The sequence below is a fragment of the Terriglobus sp. YAF25 genome, assembly GCF_052113305.1.
Taxonomy (GTDB): Bacteria; Acidobacteriota; Terriglobia; order Terriglobales; family Acidobacteriaceae; genus Terriglobus.
This window is the reverse complement of record NZ_JBFRCY010000035.1, coordinates 1-15098: the sequence shown is the minus strand read 5'-3', so window position 1 is coordinate 15098 and position 15098 is coordinate 1. Positions and strand designations below refer to the sequence as shown.

The 15098-nt window shown below is 60.6% G+C and carries 14 protein-coding genes and 1 pseudogene; 8 read left to right on the top strand and 7 right to left on the bottom strand.

The window, feature by feature from the left end; all coding sequences use genetic code 11:
* A partial coding sequence (locus AB4043_RS02470) for a hypothetical protein (RefSeq protein WP_442306436.1) occupies window positions 1-227 on the top strand: 227 nt, incomplete at its 5' end.
* On the top strand, window positions 224-679 hold the full coding sequence (locus AB4043_RS02465) for a hypothetical protein (protein ID WP_442306435.1): 456 nt from the start codon (window positions 224-226) through the stop codon (window positions 677-679). The genes AB4043_RS02470 and AB4043_RS02465, both read left to right, overlap by 4 nt.
* A 42-nt stretch (window positions 680-721) precedes the next feature.
* On the opposite strand, the gene AB4043_RS02460 is transcribed toward AB4043_RS02465, so the two are convergent.
* The 4 genes from AB4043_RS02460 to AB4043_RS02445 form a co-directional block, all read right to left on the bottom strand.
* A complete protein-coding gene (locus AB4043_RS02460) occupies window positions 722-2395 on the bottom strand; it encodes a SpoIID/LytB domain-containing protein (protein WP_442300122.1) in 1674 nt (557 codons plus the stop codon).
* Window positions 2392-3198 carry a penicillin-binding transpeptidase domain-containing protein gene (locus AB4043_RS02455; protein WP_442300121.1) on the bottom strand — a complete coding sequence of 269 codons (807 nt, stop codon included), beginning with the start codon at window positions 3196-3198 and terminating at the stop codon, window positions 2392-2394. Before AB4043_RS02455 ends, AB4043_RS02460 begins: the two co-directional genes overlap by 4 nt.
* A complete protein-coding gene (locus AB4043_RS02450) occupies window positions 3195-5225 on the bottom strand; it encodes a PAS domain S-box protein (RefSeq protein ID WP_442300120.1) in 2031 nt (676 codons plus the stop codon). The genes AB4043_RS02455 and AB4043_RS02450 overlap by 4 nt, the downstream gene beginning before the upstream one ends.
* Before the next feature lie 196 nt (window positions 5226-5421).
* Window positions 5422-6132, bottom strand: a complete 711-nt coding sequence (locus AB4043_RS02445; RefSeq protein WP_442300119.1) for an esterase family protein — start codon at window positions 6130-6132, stop codon at window positions 5422-5424.
* A gap of 139 nt (window positions 6133-6271) precedes the next feature.
* Here AB4043_RS02445 and AB4043_RS02440 point away from each other — a divergent pair, with 139 nt between their 5' ends.
* The 3 genes from AB4043_RS02440 (at window position 6272) to AB4043_RS02430 (ending at window position 8127) form a co-directional block, all read left to right on the top strand.
* A complete protein-coding gene (locus AB4043_RS02440) occupies window positions 6272-7153 on the top strand; it encodes an alpha/beta hydrolase (protein WP_442300118.1) in 882 nt (293 codons plus the stop codon).
* A 143-nt stretch (window positions 7154-7296) separates the two neighbouring features.
* Window positions 7297-7533 carry a 30S ribosomal protein S16 gene (gene rpsP, locus AB4043_RS02435; RefSeq protein ID WP_442300117.1) on the top strand — a complete coding sequence of 79 codons (237 nt, stop codon included), beginning with the start codon at window positions 7297-7299 and terminating at the stop codon, window positions 7531-7533.
* 336 nt (window positions 7534-7869) lie between these two features.
* Window positions 7870-8127 (top strand): KH domain-containing protein, encoded by a 258-nt coding sequence (locus AB4043_RS02430; protein ID WP_442300116.1) that lies wholly within the window; start codon window positions 7870-7872, stop codon window positions 8125-8127.
* Window positions 8128-8242: 115 nt separating this feature from the next.
* Here the strand turns inward: AB4043_RS02430 and AB4043_RS02425 are convergent, their stop codons facing one another.
* The 3 genes from AB4043_RS02425 to AB4043_RS02415 form a co-directional block, all read right to left on the bottom strand.
* On the bottom strand, window positions 8243-9502 hold the full coding sequence (locus AB4043_RS02425) for an amidohydrolase family protein (protein ID WP_442300115.1): 1260 nt from the start codon (window positions 9500-9502) through the stop codon (window positions 8243-8245).
* Window positions 9503-9671: 169 nt separating this feature from the next.
* Window positions 9672-9797: a hypothetical protein gene (locus tag AB4043_RS02420; RefSeq protein WP_442300114.1), complete on the bottom strand. Its 126-nt coding sequence runs from the start codon at window positions 9795-9797 to the stop codon at window positions 9672-9674.
* A gap of 20 nt (window positions 9798-9817) precedes the next feature.
* Window positions 9818-11620 carry an ABC-F family ATP-binding cassette domain-containing protein gene (locus AB4043_RS02415; RefSeq protein WP_442300113.1) on the bottom strand — a complete coding sequence of 601 codons (1803 nt, stop codon included), beginning with the start codon at window positions 11618-11620 and terminating at the stop codon, window positions 9818-9820.
* Here AB4043_RS02415 and AB4043_RS02410 point away from each other — a divergent pair.
* The 3 genes and pseudogenes from AB4043_RS02410 to AB4043_RS02400 form a co-directional block, all read left to right on the top strand.
* Complete coding sequence (locus AB4043_RS02410; protein WP_442306437.1) at window positions 11534-13012, top strand: Gfo/Idh/MocA family protein; 1479 nt, start codon at window positions 11534-11536, stop codon at window positions 13010-13012. The genes AB4043_RS02415 and AB4043_RS02410 overlap by 87 nt on opposite strands.
* Window positions 13013-13172: 160 nt before the next feature.
* Window positions 13173-14132, top strand: coding sequence for a 3-keto-disaccharide hydrolase (locus tag AB4043_RS02405; protein WP_442300111.1), 960 nt, complete (start codon window positions 13173-13175; stop codon window positions 14130-14132).
* A gap of 338 nt (window positions 14133-14470) precedes the next feature.
* Window positions 14471-15098: pseudogene (locus AB4043_RS02400) on the top strand (hypothetical protein); the annotation flags it as partial.

Below are 15098 nucleotides of genomic sequence, written 5' to 3'. Positions count from 1 at the left end.
GGTACTCCTGGTACACCCGCAGTGAGTTCCACGATGACCGGGCGGCCTTCTTCTCAACGGAATTCAATGGGCGGCAGGAGATCTTCTATCTCATCCGTGTCGTCAATCCCGGAGTCTTCCAGATCAGCCCGGCACACGTTGAGGCGATGTATCAGCCCAATGTCTCGGCGACCAGCGACGCCCTGCGGCTTGAGGTGCCGCAGCCATCCACCGGAGGTCCGCAATGAGCCTGTTGCGCGGCGCACTGCGTCGCTTCACCCTGAAGCTGCTCCTGCTCCAAATCGCACTGGGTGTCACGGCCTGCCTGCTCGTGACGTTGTGGTTGCGCCTGCCGGACGCCAGCGCGCTGCAGGTAGCGGCCTCATTTGTTCTGGGTCTGCTGCTCGTAGCCATCGCAACCGGAGGACAGTCGTGGATCGCACTCTGGCTGGCGCACGAAGAGCGTACGCGCAGACGCCTGTTGATCGGCGCCGCCTCTATCCTCGTCGCTGTGCTGCTGTGGTGCCTGCTCTCGCAGTGGATCACATCGTTGCACGCGGGCGACTCGCAGCGGGCCAGCTATCTGAACTCACGCTTCCCGCACGGTCTGCGGAGCTTCTTTACCTACAACCACATCTACCAGTGGTTGTGTAGAGCTCTTCAGCCTGATAGTGCGCCTCGGTTTTGTTGTACTTCTTGATGGCGCAGTGATCTCGCTGTTACTGGCGATTCTGGCGCAGACTCAGGCGATGCCGGACGGCACGCCGGAGGCCAGCCAGCCGCGCACGGAAGTGATTCCATAGCGGCCGATCAGCGCGCGCACCTTCGCTGCAGCCGCTGCGTGGGCCTGCTGGCTCTCGTGCTGTGTGGAGGGATTGCGCAGTGCTGTTTCCAGAGCTGCAGCCTGCATCGTCTCGCCGCTCTGCGTGCCGCCGGTCAGATACTCCACCAGGCCCTCACGCAGCCAGAGCGGAGCTTTGTCGCCAGCCTCTGACTCGACACACAGATGCAGGAACTCGTGCAGCAGCACGCTGTCTACCTGGTTGCGGAGGATGCTCCATGGCTGCAGGACCACGATGTTCCCACGCGTCGCGGCCAGCAGCCAGCCGGGAGAAGCGGTCATCTGGCGGAAGATCTCTACCGACGGTGCGGCGACGATCTCAGGCGTCAGCGTCTTCTGCATGGGGAAGCGTTTGGCTGCCTCAGCCCAGGCATGTTGAATGGCTGCTTGATACGCAGCGTCGTTGCCAACGGATCGTATCCGCAGCGGACCATTGGAGCTTTGCTGCCAGCCGGCATCATTCGGTGTAACGCCCACGGAGACTCCGGTGAAGTAGTACTCGACGATTTCGCGGGCGGACTTTCCTTGAGCCGCCATCTCGCTCGCGCCCGCCTGGCATAGGCCAACGCCATGCCCGTGGCCGTGTCCATCAAAGACCACGACGTCATTTCGTACGGCAACGTCGTACAGATCGCTGCGGACTCGGTTCCATCCGAGTGCCCGTCCAATCGCCAGCCGCAGTGAACTGGCGGCGACAGAGAAGCGTGTGCCGTCCTGGTCGACGAGATCGAGTTTGAGCACACGATGAGAAGGGCTGCGTTGGGTCACACGCAGATCCGCGAGCTGGGCCGGGACCTTCCAGCCCTCTGCRTGTGCGATCTCCATGAGCTGAGCTGTGGGGACTTCCGTATGCCAGGCGGCTTTGTCACGGCGGATGCAGAAGGTATCGGGATGCGCCGCAAGATATTTCGCAGTGCGAAGGGTTGGCCATACGGCGCCTGCGGCCTCGGTCTCGCCGCCGCAGTGCTGGCTGAAGAAGACCTCAGCTCTGCGCCCATGGAACCACATGGTTTCGCCTGTGCTGGAACGTACGGCTGTCTCGATGCTTGCGGAGATGCGGCCCAGGCGCATCGCCTGGCACTGCGTACTATCGCATAGCTCTGCCGGCAGATGTCCGGCTCTCGGCTTCCAGTGCCTGCCGTTCAGAGCATAGGTGCGAGCCGCGATCGCCAGGGCCTCCAGCGCTTGTGGTTTCTCGCTGGGAGAACCCTCCGCAGCAACCACGGCAGCAACGTAGCGTTCACTCGGAAGCGAGAGGACGATATCTATCCCGTTGGTAGTAGCGCGCAGATGCCACAAACCGGTTGCATTGCGGGTCTCTTTGGAAGCATCGTCGGTGACGCGGACGGGGCCCCCGGCAAAGATCTCCGCCTTTGTGAAACGGACTGGTGTGGTGAGGGGACGATGGACACAGGCGGCACAGGTTGCTGTCCATGCGCCCTCACCGGCGGCTGCCAGTGTCACAGCACGGACTGCGTGCGTGGCGAACATAGCGACGGTGACATCGCGGCCCCCGCCATCGCTTTGCGCCATAGCCAGTGCCGGAAGAAGCGTCAGCAACCAGACTGCTTTCAACGTGCCGTCTCCTCAAAGAATCGGTGAGCCAGCCTTGCTGCCGTGCCGCCATCACCCCGCGGAATGTAGATGACGACGATCCAGCGTTCGGGAACCACGCCGGCGAACCATCCGTGTGTCCAGCTTTCGCCGGGATTGCGAGCGGTACCAGTTTTACCCAGAATGGTCATTCCTCTGGTTGCCGCCGGGTTCGCCATGCCGCGTTCTACCGATGCCTGCAGCCCGCGTTCGACAACGCCGCCCTGAGGCAATCTCTGGAGCAGGGAACGGTAAGCCCGAGCGAGTTCCAGTGGCGACGCTGAACTGCCCCAAAGACCCAGCACCGCAAGCTGTCGCTGATCGACACCCGCGCCGCGCAGGTTCTCATGTGGCAGCGCCGTCGTGGCAATAGCCTGTTCGACGTCGTCGGCAGGCATCCGCCTTGCCAGAGCCGCAAACCAGGTGTTGCAGGACTCAGCCAGGGCATTCTCTGCATCGAAGAGCGGTTCATCCGCCGGATGCGTGCAAGGCACACTGCGACCCCCGATATGCAGATCGCGGCGGCAGTACACCTGGGTCTGCGGCTGCACGAGCCCGTGTTGCAGGGCATAGTTCAGCACAAATGGCTTCATGGTGGAACCCGGAGTACCTCGCCTTGGTAGGCCTTCCTGCGCGAGTATCTTTCCGGAGACGGCGTCCAGCACGACGGCGGAGGCCTGCGTGCTGGACAGGGCATTGTGCAGCGCCACACTCGCCGTCTCGGCCCGTAGTGCGGCTGCGGAAAGCAGGAAGATGGCGAGTGCTGATGATCGACCTCGCATCATCTGTATCGCGGCAGGAAGAGCGAGAAGACCGTGCCGCTGTGGCCTGGACGATCACTGGAATAGAACCGAAGCACGCCTTCATGCTTACCGACGATGCCGAAGGAGATCCAGAGGCCCAGTCCGGTGCCGTTGATTTCCTTAGTGGTGTAGAAGGCCGTGAAGATACTCCTGCGTGTCGTCTCTGACATGCCGCTGCCGCTATCGGCCACCGTGATGCGCAGACCTCTGCGACCCGTCTTCCAGTCGGTCGCTTCACGGCTGCGGATCAGAACCCGRCCACCGCCGCTTTTCATTGCATCGATGGCATTGCCGATCAGGTTATTTAGAACCTGCCGGATATCGTTCTCGAAACACTGCACCGGCTCCGCGCTGTCATGCTCTTCCACCAGACGAAGGTTGGAGTTCGTGAGCCTGCCCTGATAGAGAGCCACAACCGGCTTAAGCAGATCTACTGCCGTAACCCAGGTCGGCTTTGTGGCCTGGCGATGAAACCGTAGCGTCTGCGAGGCAATCTGCGAAACCCGCATCAGTTCCTTTTCCGCCAGTGTCAGGGCATCGGCTGCCTCCTGCGGCAGGCCTTCGGTATGCTGCGCAAGATAGAGCAGGTTGGTAATCGCTTCCAGCGGGTTGTTGATCTCGTGCGAGATGGAGCTCGCGAGCCTGCCTACAGCAGCCAGCTTCTCGCTCTGGATCAACGCCTGCTCCGCTCGCTTCTGAGCTGTGGTCTCCATGATGACCGCGCCAACAGCTCGCACGACACCGTCTTCGCCCCGCACCGGCATGTAACTCACCGTCCAGTAGCGATGCAGTCCAGGACGTGTGGAGAGCTCGCCTTCCAGCATGACATTGCGAATGGTCTCGCCCGCGGCCACTCTGCGCAGAATCGGCTCACACGCCGGCCATAGATCGGGCGCAATCTCGCGAAAGGGACGGCCGATGATCTGTTCCTGCGGCAGGCCGATCACGCCTGTCTGTACATCGTTCACCCGCAGATAGCGAAACTCATCCGCTGAATAGAGAGACAATCCGATGGGCGCAGTCTGATAGATGGCTTCCAGTTCGGTCCATTGCCGGTATGCCTCGCGCCGGCTTGCTTCCAGCGCGGCCTCGGCCTGTTTGCGTTCCGTGATGTCAGCGATAACTCCAAAGCGATAGCGGCGGCCGCTTTCACGGTGGGAATAGCGAGCGCGCAGCCAGACCCATCGCACATTTCCTTCTACACGCTCGACCCCAGCGGGAAAGATGCGCGATTCATATTCGATGCTGCTGTTGTGCAGCTCTGAGGTTTGTACAACGTCCAGAATCCCATCCCGGTCCTCCGGGTGCAGATGTTCGACCCAGCGATCGAAGGTCCAGTCTTCCGGAGTTTGATCGTAGCCAAAGATCCGTGCGAACCGATGTGAGATCTTGATGTGCGGCGCGCCAAGCTCGTAGGCATAGTATCCGAAGTTCGCCGCTTCCATGGCTAATCGCAGGTTCTCTTCGCTCTCTCGCAGCTCCTGCAACGTGGCCAGATGAACCGTCGACTCCCAGCACCGGGCCGCGACCTGTTCGATGAGATCAATCTCCTGGGAAGTCCAGTGCCGTGCTTGCTGGCTATGGACAGCCAGCGCAGCAGCCAGAGGTTGGTTTTTCGGCACAGGGACGCACACCAGCGCCTGCACCTCCGCCTGTCGATAGGACTCTCGCGACGGGGCTACTCGTGGATCGGTCTCGGTGTTTTCGATCACGAAGGTCAGACCCGCGCGCAACGAGGTCATTGCTGCTTCTGAGAACTCGCGCGGCCGGATTGCGGGAGCAGGAAATGTGAAGTGCTCCTGATCTTCTCCGAACGAAGATAACTCATGGTCCTGCTGGTTCAGCTCTGCATAGATACAACGCGATGCCCGAAGATCGTCGCGCAGCATGCTACAGGCTATCCGCGTCACCTCTCCAGCATCGGTGAGCGAAGCCACCGCAGCATCCAGCCGGTCAAGGAAACGGGCGCGGCGGTGAGAAGTCGGAATGGAGGGGGCCGGCTGGGTCATGGATATATTCGTTGAACGATGATACGCACCCTTCCGTAAGGCAAATCAGAAACACGCAGGGAAATTCTCAGGCTAGAGCATTTTTCCTGTRGGTGTARTGCAGGGCTTGTACATCTATGGGCGTTTTCCTCAATGAAAACGCCGCTGCACGCYYCTCWCGGGATACCCASCAACAGGAAAAATGCTTCAATTCCCCTCAAAAATATTCAGCGGCCATGCGTTGCCACGATGGCCAGTCATGGCCCGTGTTGTCGCCCCAGACATCGAGCCTTACCGGAATTTCTTTCTGCCGCATGATGGCCGCGAGCTTTTCATTCTGGTCCCAGCACTGGTCATGGACGCCAGTTGCCAGAACATAGACGTTCTTCCGGTAGCGATCCAGGTACCAGGGATCATGCAGGTTTGGAAGAAAATGATTGGGGAAGAGCAGATAGACATCCTGATCGTAATAGCCATGCAGGAAGGCTGTGAGATCGAAGGCGCCGCTCATCGACAACGTACCGGTGAAGACATCCGGGTGCCGCAAGGCCATGCTGACCGCGTGAAATCCGCCGAAGCTGCAACCGGCCAGCGCCAGTTGCGGGGCATGATTCTTCTGGCGCACCAGAGCCCGCACCTCCTTCAGGATGTATTGCTCATACTGCAGATGCCGTGCAACACGCCAATGTGCAGGGGCACCGCGGTTATACCAGCTTTCGGCATCGACTGAGTCTACACAGAAGAGCTGCAACTGTCCGTGGTGGACCTTTCGGTGGACAGCTTCCACCATGCCGCGGTCTTCAAACTCGTAAAAGCGACCCTGGGAGGTTGGGAAGATAATTGCCGGCATGCCTCCATGACCGAAGATCAACAACTCCATCTCGCGTCCTAACTCAGGCGAGAACCATTTGTGATATTCCCGATTCATAAGGGCCCTCTCCGCTCTCCTAGGCTGAAGCCATCCTAACCTCAGGGTGTGTCATCAAACTCCTGTCGTCAGAGCATTTTCCTGTTGCTGGGTATCCCGGCAGTGTCGTGCAGTGGCGTTTTCATTGCGGAAAACGCCCATGGATGCCGAAGCCCTACACTACACCTGCAGGGAAAATGCTCTATTCGGGAGTTTTACTATCGTCGCGCCGTATCCGCCAGAGGACCAATTCAAAGAAGAGACAGCAGCGCTTGATCGAACACCGCGCCTTCACCGCTATGCAGGCTTTCGCTCCCGGCACCTGCCCGGCGACCGGGAGATCTTCGTGTATCTTCCACCGCAATACTTTGAGCAGCCGGAGAGGCGGTTCGCCACCTTGTACCTCCATGACGGCCAGAACCTCATCGATCCGCGGACCTCGCATATCCCCGGACAGACCTGGCGGGCACACTACACCGCCGACCGGTTGGCCGCTGCCGGCAAGATAGAGTCGCTGATCTTGGTCGGGATCTTTCACGCCGGAGTTCGCCGCATCACCGAGTACACGCCCTCCTCCGACCCCCAGTTAGGTGGCGGAGAAGGGGAAAATTACGCACGTTTTCTCGTGGAAGAGCTGAAACCTTTCGTCGACAGCCGGTACCGAACCCTTCCTGAAACGGAACACACAGGGCTTGGGGGATCCTCGCTCGGAGGGCTCATCTCCCTCTGGACCGGGTTCCATTTCCCCGGAATCTTTGGCCGTCTGGCGGTATTATCCCCCTCGCTCTGGTGGACTCGCCGCAGCATCTTTGACGACGTGGAGAGGCTCAGCCCGGAGCCTAAGCCGCGCATCTGGTTGGACATAGGTCTGCTCGAGGGCGGGCGCCACGTTCGCAATACCGCAGCCATGGCAGCCCTGCTTCGCCGTAAGGGCTGGGATGGGACGCACCTGCGATACCTGGAGGAACCGGCCGGCACCCATTCGGAGGAGGCCTGGGCCGCCCGTCTGGGCGATGTGCTGCGCTTTCTCTTTCCCGCCTGATGCCATTGCGTCGCGGAGGCGAGTTGCGAGATACTTAGATGTTGGGAATGACGGGCCATGGCCCTGTAGCTCCCGCGTGGGCCCGCGACCGGCACAGCCGGCCTGCCCAAATCAAGAAGAGAGATTGAGGAATTCCTGTGCTGATGATTCGTCTCGCGCGTTTTGGTGCGCGCAAGCAGCCCTACTACCGTGTTGTTGTGATCGAGAAGGACCGCGCCCGCAATGGCCGTTCCGTGGAAGTAGTGGGCACGTACAACCCCCGTACTAATCCTGCCTCGGTCAACCTGAACCGCGAGCGCATCGACTACTGGACCAGCAAAGGCGCCCAGATGTCTGAGATCGTCGCGAAGCTTTTTGCGAAGACCCCCGTTGCGGCTTAGGTTACTTTTGCCGGTGGCCTAAAGTAACGAGGTCTCCGGTGCCTAAAAGCAAAACATTCGCACCATTTCGCTTGTTCGTTTGGCGGCCTGCTCACGTAAACTTCTCGCAACAGTTCCCTTCCAGACGGAAGTGATCTGGCAACAGCGGGCTGGCCGTGTATTAACCCACTCGGCTGGTTCGTATCGCTGCCGGGACTCTGCAAGTAGCAGTGTGCTCGAAAGATCCCAAAAGAGGGACAAGAGCCGCTGTGAAGAGTTCAGGAGGCGTTTTACTCCCAAGAGGTGTGTGTGATGAGTCAGGCTGTGCAATCGGAGCCTTCAGGCCCAGTAGAAAGTATGCGGAACCTCGTTCTGGAGATCGCCCGCGCGTTGGTCGATAAACCGGACGAAGTAGTTGTCGATACCTTGGAAGACGACGGAGCAACAGTACTCCAGCTCCGAGTCGCGGTTGGAGACGTTGGTAAAGTGATCGGCAAACAAGGACGGACGGCAAGATCGTTACGTACCATCCTCGGTGCCGCCAGCATGAAACTCCAGCATCGGTTCGCACTGGATATCGTCGAGGAAGATGAGGATGAAGGCGAAGTGGAATAACCCACAAGCTCAAGTCCTGTTCCAATAACAGGAAGCGGCGTGCGTGTGCGCACGCCGCTTTTTCGTCTCAATTTGCGATGTCTGGTTTGCCTTCCTTCCGCGGCGCTGATAATTGTCAGCGCTTATAGACCTGTCCGTTCTTCATGACGAAGGCGACTCGGGTCAATGCGGAGATATCGTCCAACGGATTGCCTGGTACGGCGATAACGTCGGCCCATGCTCCCGGTCGAAGTGTGCCTATCCGGCCCTCCCAGCCCAGAAGCCGGGCGCCATGGACATAGTCCGCCTGCAACACCTCGGCGGGCTTCATCCCATACTCGGCCATGAGCACCATCTCGCGCGCCTGCGTGCCATGGGGGAACGGGCCGACGTCTGAGCCGACGGCGAAGGGAACCCCTGCCGCCATCTGCTTCTTGAACTCCGCGATGTGGAACTGGTTCCCGGCATGGCGGCTGGCGGCGGCCGCTGGAGTTGACGCGTGCTGCTCGAAGTACTCGCTGATGGCAAAGGTCGGCACGGCGTAGATCTGTTTCTCGCGCATCAGCCGCATGGTCTCCGGCGCGAGTTGATCGGCGTGGTCGATCGAGACGACTCCAGCGCGTACGGCAAACAGCGCCGCCGGATCGGTGCTGCAGTGCACGCCGATAGTTGCTCCCTGGCGGCGAGCCTCGTCGACTGCCGTCTTGAGCTGATCCTCCGTGTACTGATATGGAGACGAGAAGACTCCATCGCGCAGCCGGTCGCTTCCCGTGGCGTAGATCTTGATGAAGTCCGCGCCCTCCTTGAGCTGCTGGCGGATCACCCGCACCAGGTCGTCCGCCGTATCGGCATAGGTCGCGTTTGAGGGAACGTGCAGCTCCGGGTTGTAGTGGACCGCGTCTTCATGGCCGCCAGTGATGGAGATGGCGTTGCCGGAGACGCGCATGCGTGGCCCCGGAATCAGGCCGCTGTTGATGGCATTGCGGACGGCGGAGTCGGCTGAACCTGCACCTTCGGTTCCCATATCGCGCTCCGCGGTGAAGCCGGCAAGCAGATCCTGTTTTGCGGCTTCGGCGGCCAGCAGCGTGCGCCGTGGAACGGACTCCTCGAAGGTCTGTGCATCCTCCGCGCCGGGATGAAGAAACAGATGCGTATGTGCATCGATGAGGCCGGGCATCAGTGTTCGATCGCCGAGATCGATCACCTCCGCCCCCGCTGGACGCTCGACACGCGTGCCGGAAGCAGCGATATGGTCGCCCTCGACGAGAATCTCTCCCGGAGTAAGGATGCGGCCGGTCTCGGCCTCATACAGCCTGGCCGCATGCAGAACCGTTTGCTTTTGCTGTGCGAGAAGAAGGGAAGAGGAAAGAAGAAGCGTCGCCAGTATCGTCTTCATACGAAGACAGTTTCAAACCACGAAGGCGTCTTGACCAGCAAAAAGTGTCTGGGCGTGTACCGCGAATCTCAAGTAGCCCATGCTCTGGGTGCCCATTCACGCAAAGCGTGAGTGGGGTATTCGAGCTGTGCTCGAACCGCTTTTAGTCAACCAGTGTATGGGATATCCGCTACTGCTTCTGCAGCCACTGCCCAAAGGTGTAGCCATGATGCATCACCACCAACACGGCGGCGACGAGCAGAATGCGCCATGCAAGGCGGCGCGCCTTCTGATGAAATTCTGGGCTGAAGTGCATTTGCTATAAGGATAGCATCGTCAGCCGGCCTTCTCGGTCAACTCCGCCCAGCGGGCATAGAGCGTTTCCATTTCGGTCTGCGCTGTCTCCAGCTCCGCCAACGTCGCTTGCAGCTCGTTGGCGTTGGTGGCCACGGCATGGTCTTCCAGCTTCGCTTTCAGTGCGGAGACTCGTTCGTCTGCCTCCTCCACACGCTGCTCGATTGTGGCAAACTCGCGGGCTTCCAGATAAGAGAGCTTTTTCTTCTGCGCGCGGACTTCGGTTGTTGCGGTCTCTTCGCGGACGGGAGTGGCGCTGCTGGGCTGCTCTTTCCGGTTCTTCCACTCCTCCCACTGGCTGTAATCCGCAAACTGGGCGGCGTCACCCTCGCCGTCCAGGCCAAGCACGGTCGTGGAAACCCGGTCGAGAAGATAGCGGTCGTGAGTGACCAGCACCAGGGCTCCGGGAAACTCAAGCAACGACTCTTCCAGAATCTCGAGCGTCGGAATGTCGAGGTCATTCGTCGGCTCGTCCAGAAGCAGCAGGTCGGCCGGTTCGAGCATCAGCCGTGCGATCAGCACGCGAGCGCGCTCACCGCCGGAAAGGCGATCCACCGGTTGGTTGAGCTGTTCACCGGTGAAGAGAAAGCGGTTGGCCCAGCTCGCAACATGGATCTGGCGGCCGTTGAACGTGACGGAGTCTCCGCCGTCTGGTGTCAATGCCTGTTTCAACGTCAGGGACGAATCGATCTCGCGAAGCTGGGAGAAGTAAACCGTGCGCAGGAACTCAGCCCGCTTGATGGCGCCTGAGGTCGGCTGAATCTCGTTCCGCAGCAGACGCAGCAGGGTGGTCTTGCCGCTGCCGTTAGGGCCGACCAGCCCCACGCGTGTTCCGGCCGTGAAGGTAAAGCTCAGATCGCGGAAGATGGTCTTGCCGCTGATCTCATAACCGAGGTTCTCCAGTTCAATCAACCGCTTGGTCTTGCGGTCGGAGGCGGTGAAATCAATGTCGGTGGTGCGGGTGTTGGTGCGCGAGTTCACGTCCGCAAGCTGCCCGATCAGTTCATTCGCCTTATCGATGCGCGCTTTGCTCTTGGTCGTGCGTGCCTTAGGACCGCGGCGCAGCCAGTCAATCTCGGTGCGGACGCGGTTCCGGAGCGCCTCCTGCTCCCGTGACTGGGAGGCGAGGTAGCTCTGCTTCTCTTCCAGAAAGCGTGAGTACGATCCGCGCACGCGTAACAGACCTTCGGCGTAGATGCGGTTCAGCTCGATGATGTCGGTGACGACGTTTTCCAGGAAGTAGCGGTCGTGCGAGATGGTCACGACGGCATAGGGCGCCTGCTGCACCAGGTCTTCCAGCCACTCGATGCCTTCGAGATCCAGGTGGTTCGTCGGTTCGTCCAGCATCAGCACATCGGGATGAGTAATGGTGGCCTCGGCGATGGCAAGGCGCTTGCGCCAGCCTCCGGAGAGGGAAGCGGCCTCGGAATCAAATGAAGGGAATCCGGCTCGGCCCACCGTCTCATGCAGACGCCCATCGTGCTCGTCCTCGGAGACTCGGGCATTGGCGAGGGCATCTTCCAGTACCTGGCGAACGGTGCGTCCAGGTGCAAACTCCGAGTCCTGGGCCACATAGGCGACGCGGGCACGCTTGCGGCTCGCCACCTCGCCGGAGTCCGGCTCCTGCTGCCCACCCAGGATCGAGAGCAACGTCGACTTGCCGGCGCCGTTCGGCCCGATCAGGCCGATGCGGTCGCCATCCGAGATGGTGAACGAGATATCGCGAAAGAGTGGCAAGGCCCCAAAGGCCTTACTGATGGTGCGTGCATTCAGAATCGGAGGCATTACTTCTCTAGGATAAATTCCCAGGAGCTTTCCCCTCTAAGGGGAGCCCCAGCGCGACCCCTTTTTGTCATTCGCAGGGACCGGGGTCCCCGGCCAGCTTCGCTGGCTGGGGTAAAGCGACCGGGTGCCCTGCCAGCTTCGCTGGCTGGGGTAAAAGGGAAGCGGAGAAATCTGCTTCTCTACCGACTACTTTCGACAATCATCCAGGGGCAGGGCGACGCGCGCTGGGCCGTACAGGTTCCGGGAGTCAAACTGGTCGCCGTTGCCGATTGCTACGACGGCCGTCTGGCGCACAGCAAAGAGCTCTGGGGCAGCGACGTCTTTACCACCCGTGACTACAAGGAGATTCTTGCCCGTCCTGATGTCGACGCGGTGCTTATCGCAACGCCCGACCACTGGCACAAGCAGGCCGCCGTGGATGCCATGAAGGCAGGCAAGGACGTCTATCTCGAAAAACCGATGATCCACGTCTACGAGGATGGTCCGGAGATCGTCCGCACGGCAAAGGAGACCGGCTGCATCCTGCAGGTTGGCAGCCAGCGCGTCAGCTCTGTCGTTTATGCCAAGGCCAAGGAGTTGCTCGCCGCGGGCGCTATCGGCAAGCTGAATACCATCAACGCCCGCTGGGACCGGAACTCGTCGATCGGCGCCTGGAACTACACCGTTCCTGTGGATGCCAGCCCGCAGACCTGCGACTGGCCGCGCTTCCTGGGTTCTGCTCCGAAGCATGAGTGGAGTCCCGAGCGCTTCTTCCAGTGGCGCAAATGGAAAGACTACGGTTCAGGCGTTGCCGGTGATCTGTTTGTCCACCTCTTCAGCGGAACGCACTTCATTACAGGATCGAACGGACCCACGCGGGCGATGGCGACCGGCGCGATCCGTTACTGGAACGATGGCCGCGATGCCAACGACGTGCTGCTGGCGCTCTTCGACTATCCCGAGGGCTTCAACCTCAGCCTGCGCGTGAACTTCGTAAACGGTGGTGAAGAGAGCGAAGGCTTCCTCTTTACCGGCGACGAGGGAACGATGGAGATCGCCGGCAACACCGTGACCGTAACCCGCGTTCCGCACGAGAAGGAGCCCGGCTTTACCGTGAGCACCTTTAGCGAAGCGATGCAGAAGGAGACGTTCGCTGAGTATCGCAAGAAGTATCCGGTCACCCATCCCGAGGGAGCGCCTCCGCAGACGATCCAGAAGTTCTCCGCCGAAAAGGGCTACGCGGACAACTACGATCACTTCCGGAACTTCTTCAACTCGGTACGAACCCGCAAGCAGCCTGTCGAAGATGCCACCTTTGGCTTCCGTGCAGCGGGCGCTGCGTTGTTAGCGAACCGCAGTGCTGAGAAGGGCTCCATCGTTCACTGGGACCCGGCCAAGATGACGCTGGGTTGAGACTTCCAGGCCGGTGCGTGCGTCTCAGCACGCACCGGTAATTACCCCCTATGCGAAAGTGACTCGGTTCGGGTAGGATTCCGTTCGCAGTCTTGAAGAGGGGAATTTCGGGTCCGTGCCTGAGACGACTCATTTTGTAAGCTCTGGAGGCTATACACCGATGAAGAAGCTGTTTTCGATTCCACTGCACCTTGGCGCCGCTGCCCTGATGCTGGCGGCTCCGATGGCCGTCTCGCAGGCCGCCCCGGCCGGTCAGGCAGCCCCTGCGTTTCCGCCAGGGTTCAATCCGCGAGGTTCCGCGCCGTATGACTACGCCGACAACACTGGCTTCACGCCTCTCTTCGACGGCAGCAGCCTGAAGGGTTGGGACGGCGATACCTCGCTGTGGTCTGTCAAAGATGGCGCCATCTACATCCACCCCAGCTGCGAGCACCCCACCGGTACGGTGTATCTGATCTGGCAGGGAGGCGAGCCTGCCGACTTCATCTTGAAGTACGACTTCAAGGGTACAGAGCGTGTGAACGGCGGTATGCAGTTCCGCAGCTATCTCTCGGAGAAGCCGACGGGTACCGTCTATCCGCCACGTCAGCGGATGGGCGGCGGCGGGGCTCCTCGTCCTGCTGGAGCAGGCGCAGGGTCTGCTGCCGGCGCTGGGCAGGGCGCAGCTCGTCAAGCCGGTGCGCCGCCGCGTCCGCCGGCATGCGCGAACCCTGGAACTCCTCCAAGCAAGGAGTCGCAGGCCAAGTGGGATCTCTTTGGACCGCAGGCGGATTTCGACGCCGGCAACATGTGGTCAGGTATGTTCTACGAGCAGGGCGGCCGTTCCATCATCTCGCCCCCGGGACACGCCATCCTCGCCGAGCCAGGCAAGCCGACCCTCACCACGGCAACCATCGCGGAGAAGGACCAGTTGAATCAGTGGTTTAAGAAGGATGACTGGAACTCGTTCATGATCATTGCCAAGGGCAACACGACTCAGATCTTCATGAACGGTCACCTCGTCACCTCGTTTGTCGATCTCGACCCGAAGTACTTCCGCGCCAGCGGCAAGCTCGGTATCGAAGTGGAATCGATTGGCGAGTATTCGGTAAAGAATGTGTACCTCAAGGAACTGAAGTAACCTAAGCTAGGGTGTGTCATCAAACTCSTGCCGTCRGCGCCGGGAGCRGATTTTTWCRAGATCGAGGAGTGAGGAGAGAACTGTAGCYGGTCTACTGGAACGACGAGGGACGAAGAGATCGGGAAAATCTGCCCCGGCCCTTGGGTTGCGGCGCAAATTCGCCCATACTTCGTTTTCGTCCTCGACTGTGGACCCGCCACAGCCTTCGGCCTCCGCCTCGTCTGGACAATTTTGCGCTCGCAACGCTGACGACAGGAGTTTGATGACACACCCTAGCCATCAAGGCGCCAGCATCGCCCCGCCTCGTGCGGGGCGTTGGCGTTTTCGGGAGAGATCGAATGCTGGCGGACCGGCGGGAACGCTTCAACGCGGGATTTAGCTTGGAAAAGTACAGCCAGTTGCAGCGGCTGATGGACCAGCGCACACGTGCCAGCGTCCAGTTCCGCATGGCGGAGACGCCATGTTTCTTCACCCCGGAGACGCTCGACGAGATGGTGCAGGCGGGGGAAGAGCTCACCCTGCAACTGACCGAGAACCCGGAATATATGCGGGACTCCGCGGCAACGGTGCCACAGCAATACCGTGTGCCGCAGGAGAGCCGCCGGCCTCTCTTTCTGGCCATCGATTTCGGTCTGGTTCGCGAGCCGGACGGTAAGCTGCGGCCTCGCCTGGTTGAGATGCAGGCTTTTCCTTCGATCTTCGGCTATCAGGCAGCCCTGTCCAGTGCCTACGCGGAGGTCTTCGGGATCGACGACTGCTCCTGGTTCCTGGGCGGCCTGGACGATGCCGGGTACTGGGAGTTGCTGCGGCAGGAGATTGTCGGCTCCCATGACCCGGAACAGGTGGTTCTCGCCGAGGTGACTCCCACCGAGCAGAAGACGCTGCCGGACTTTCACATCCATGCCGACCGCCTCGGCATCCGGATCGTGGACGTAACCGCGCTGAAGCGGCGGGGCGGGGGGCTGG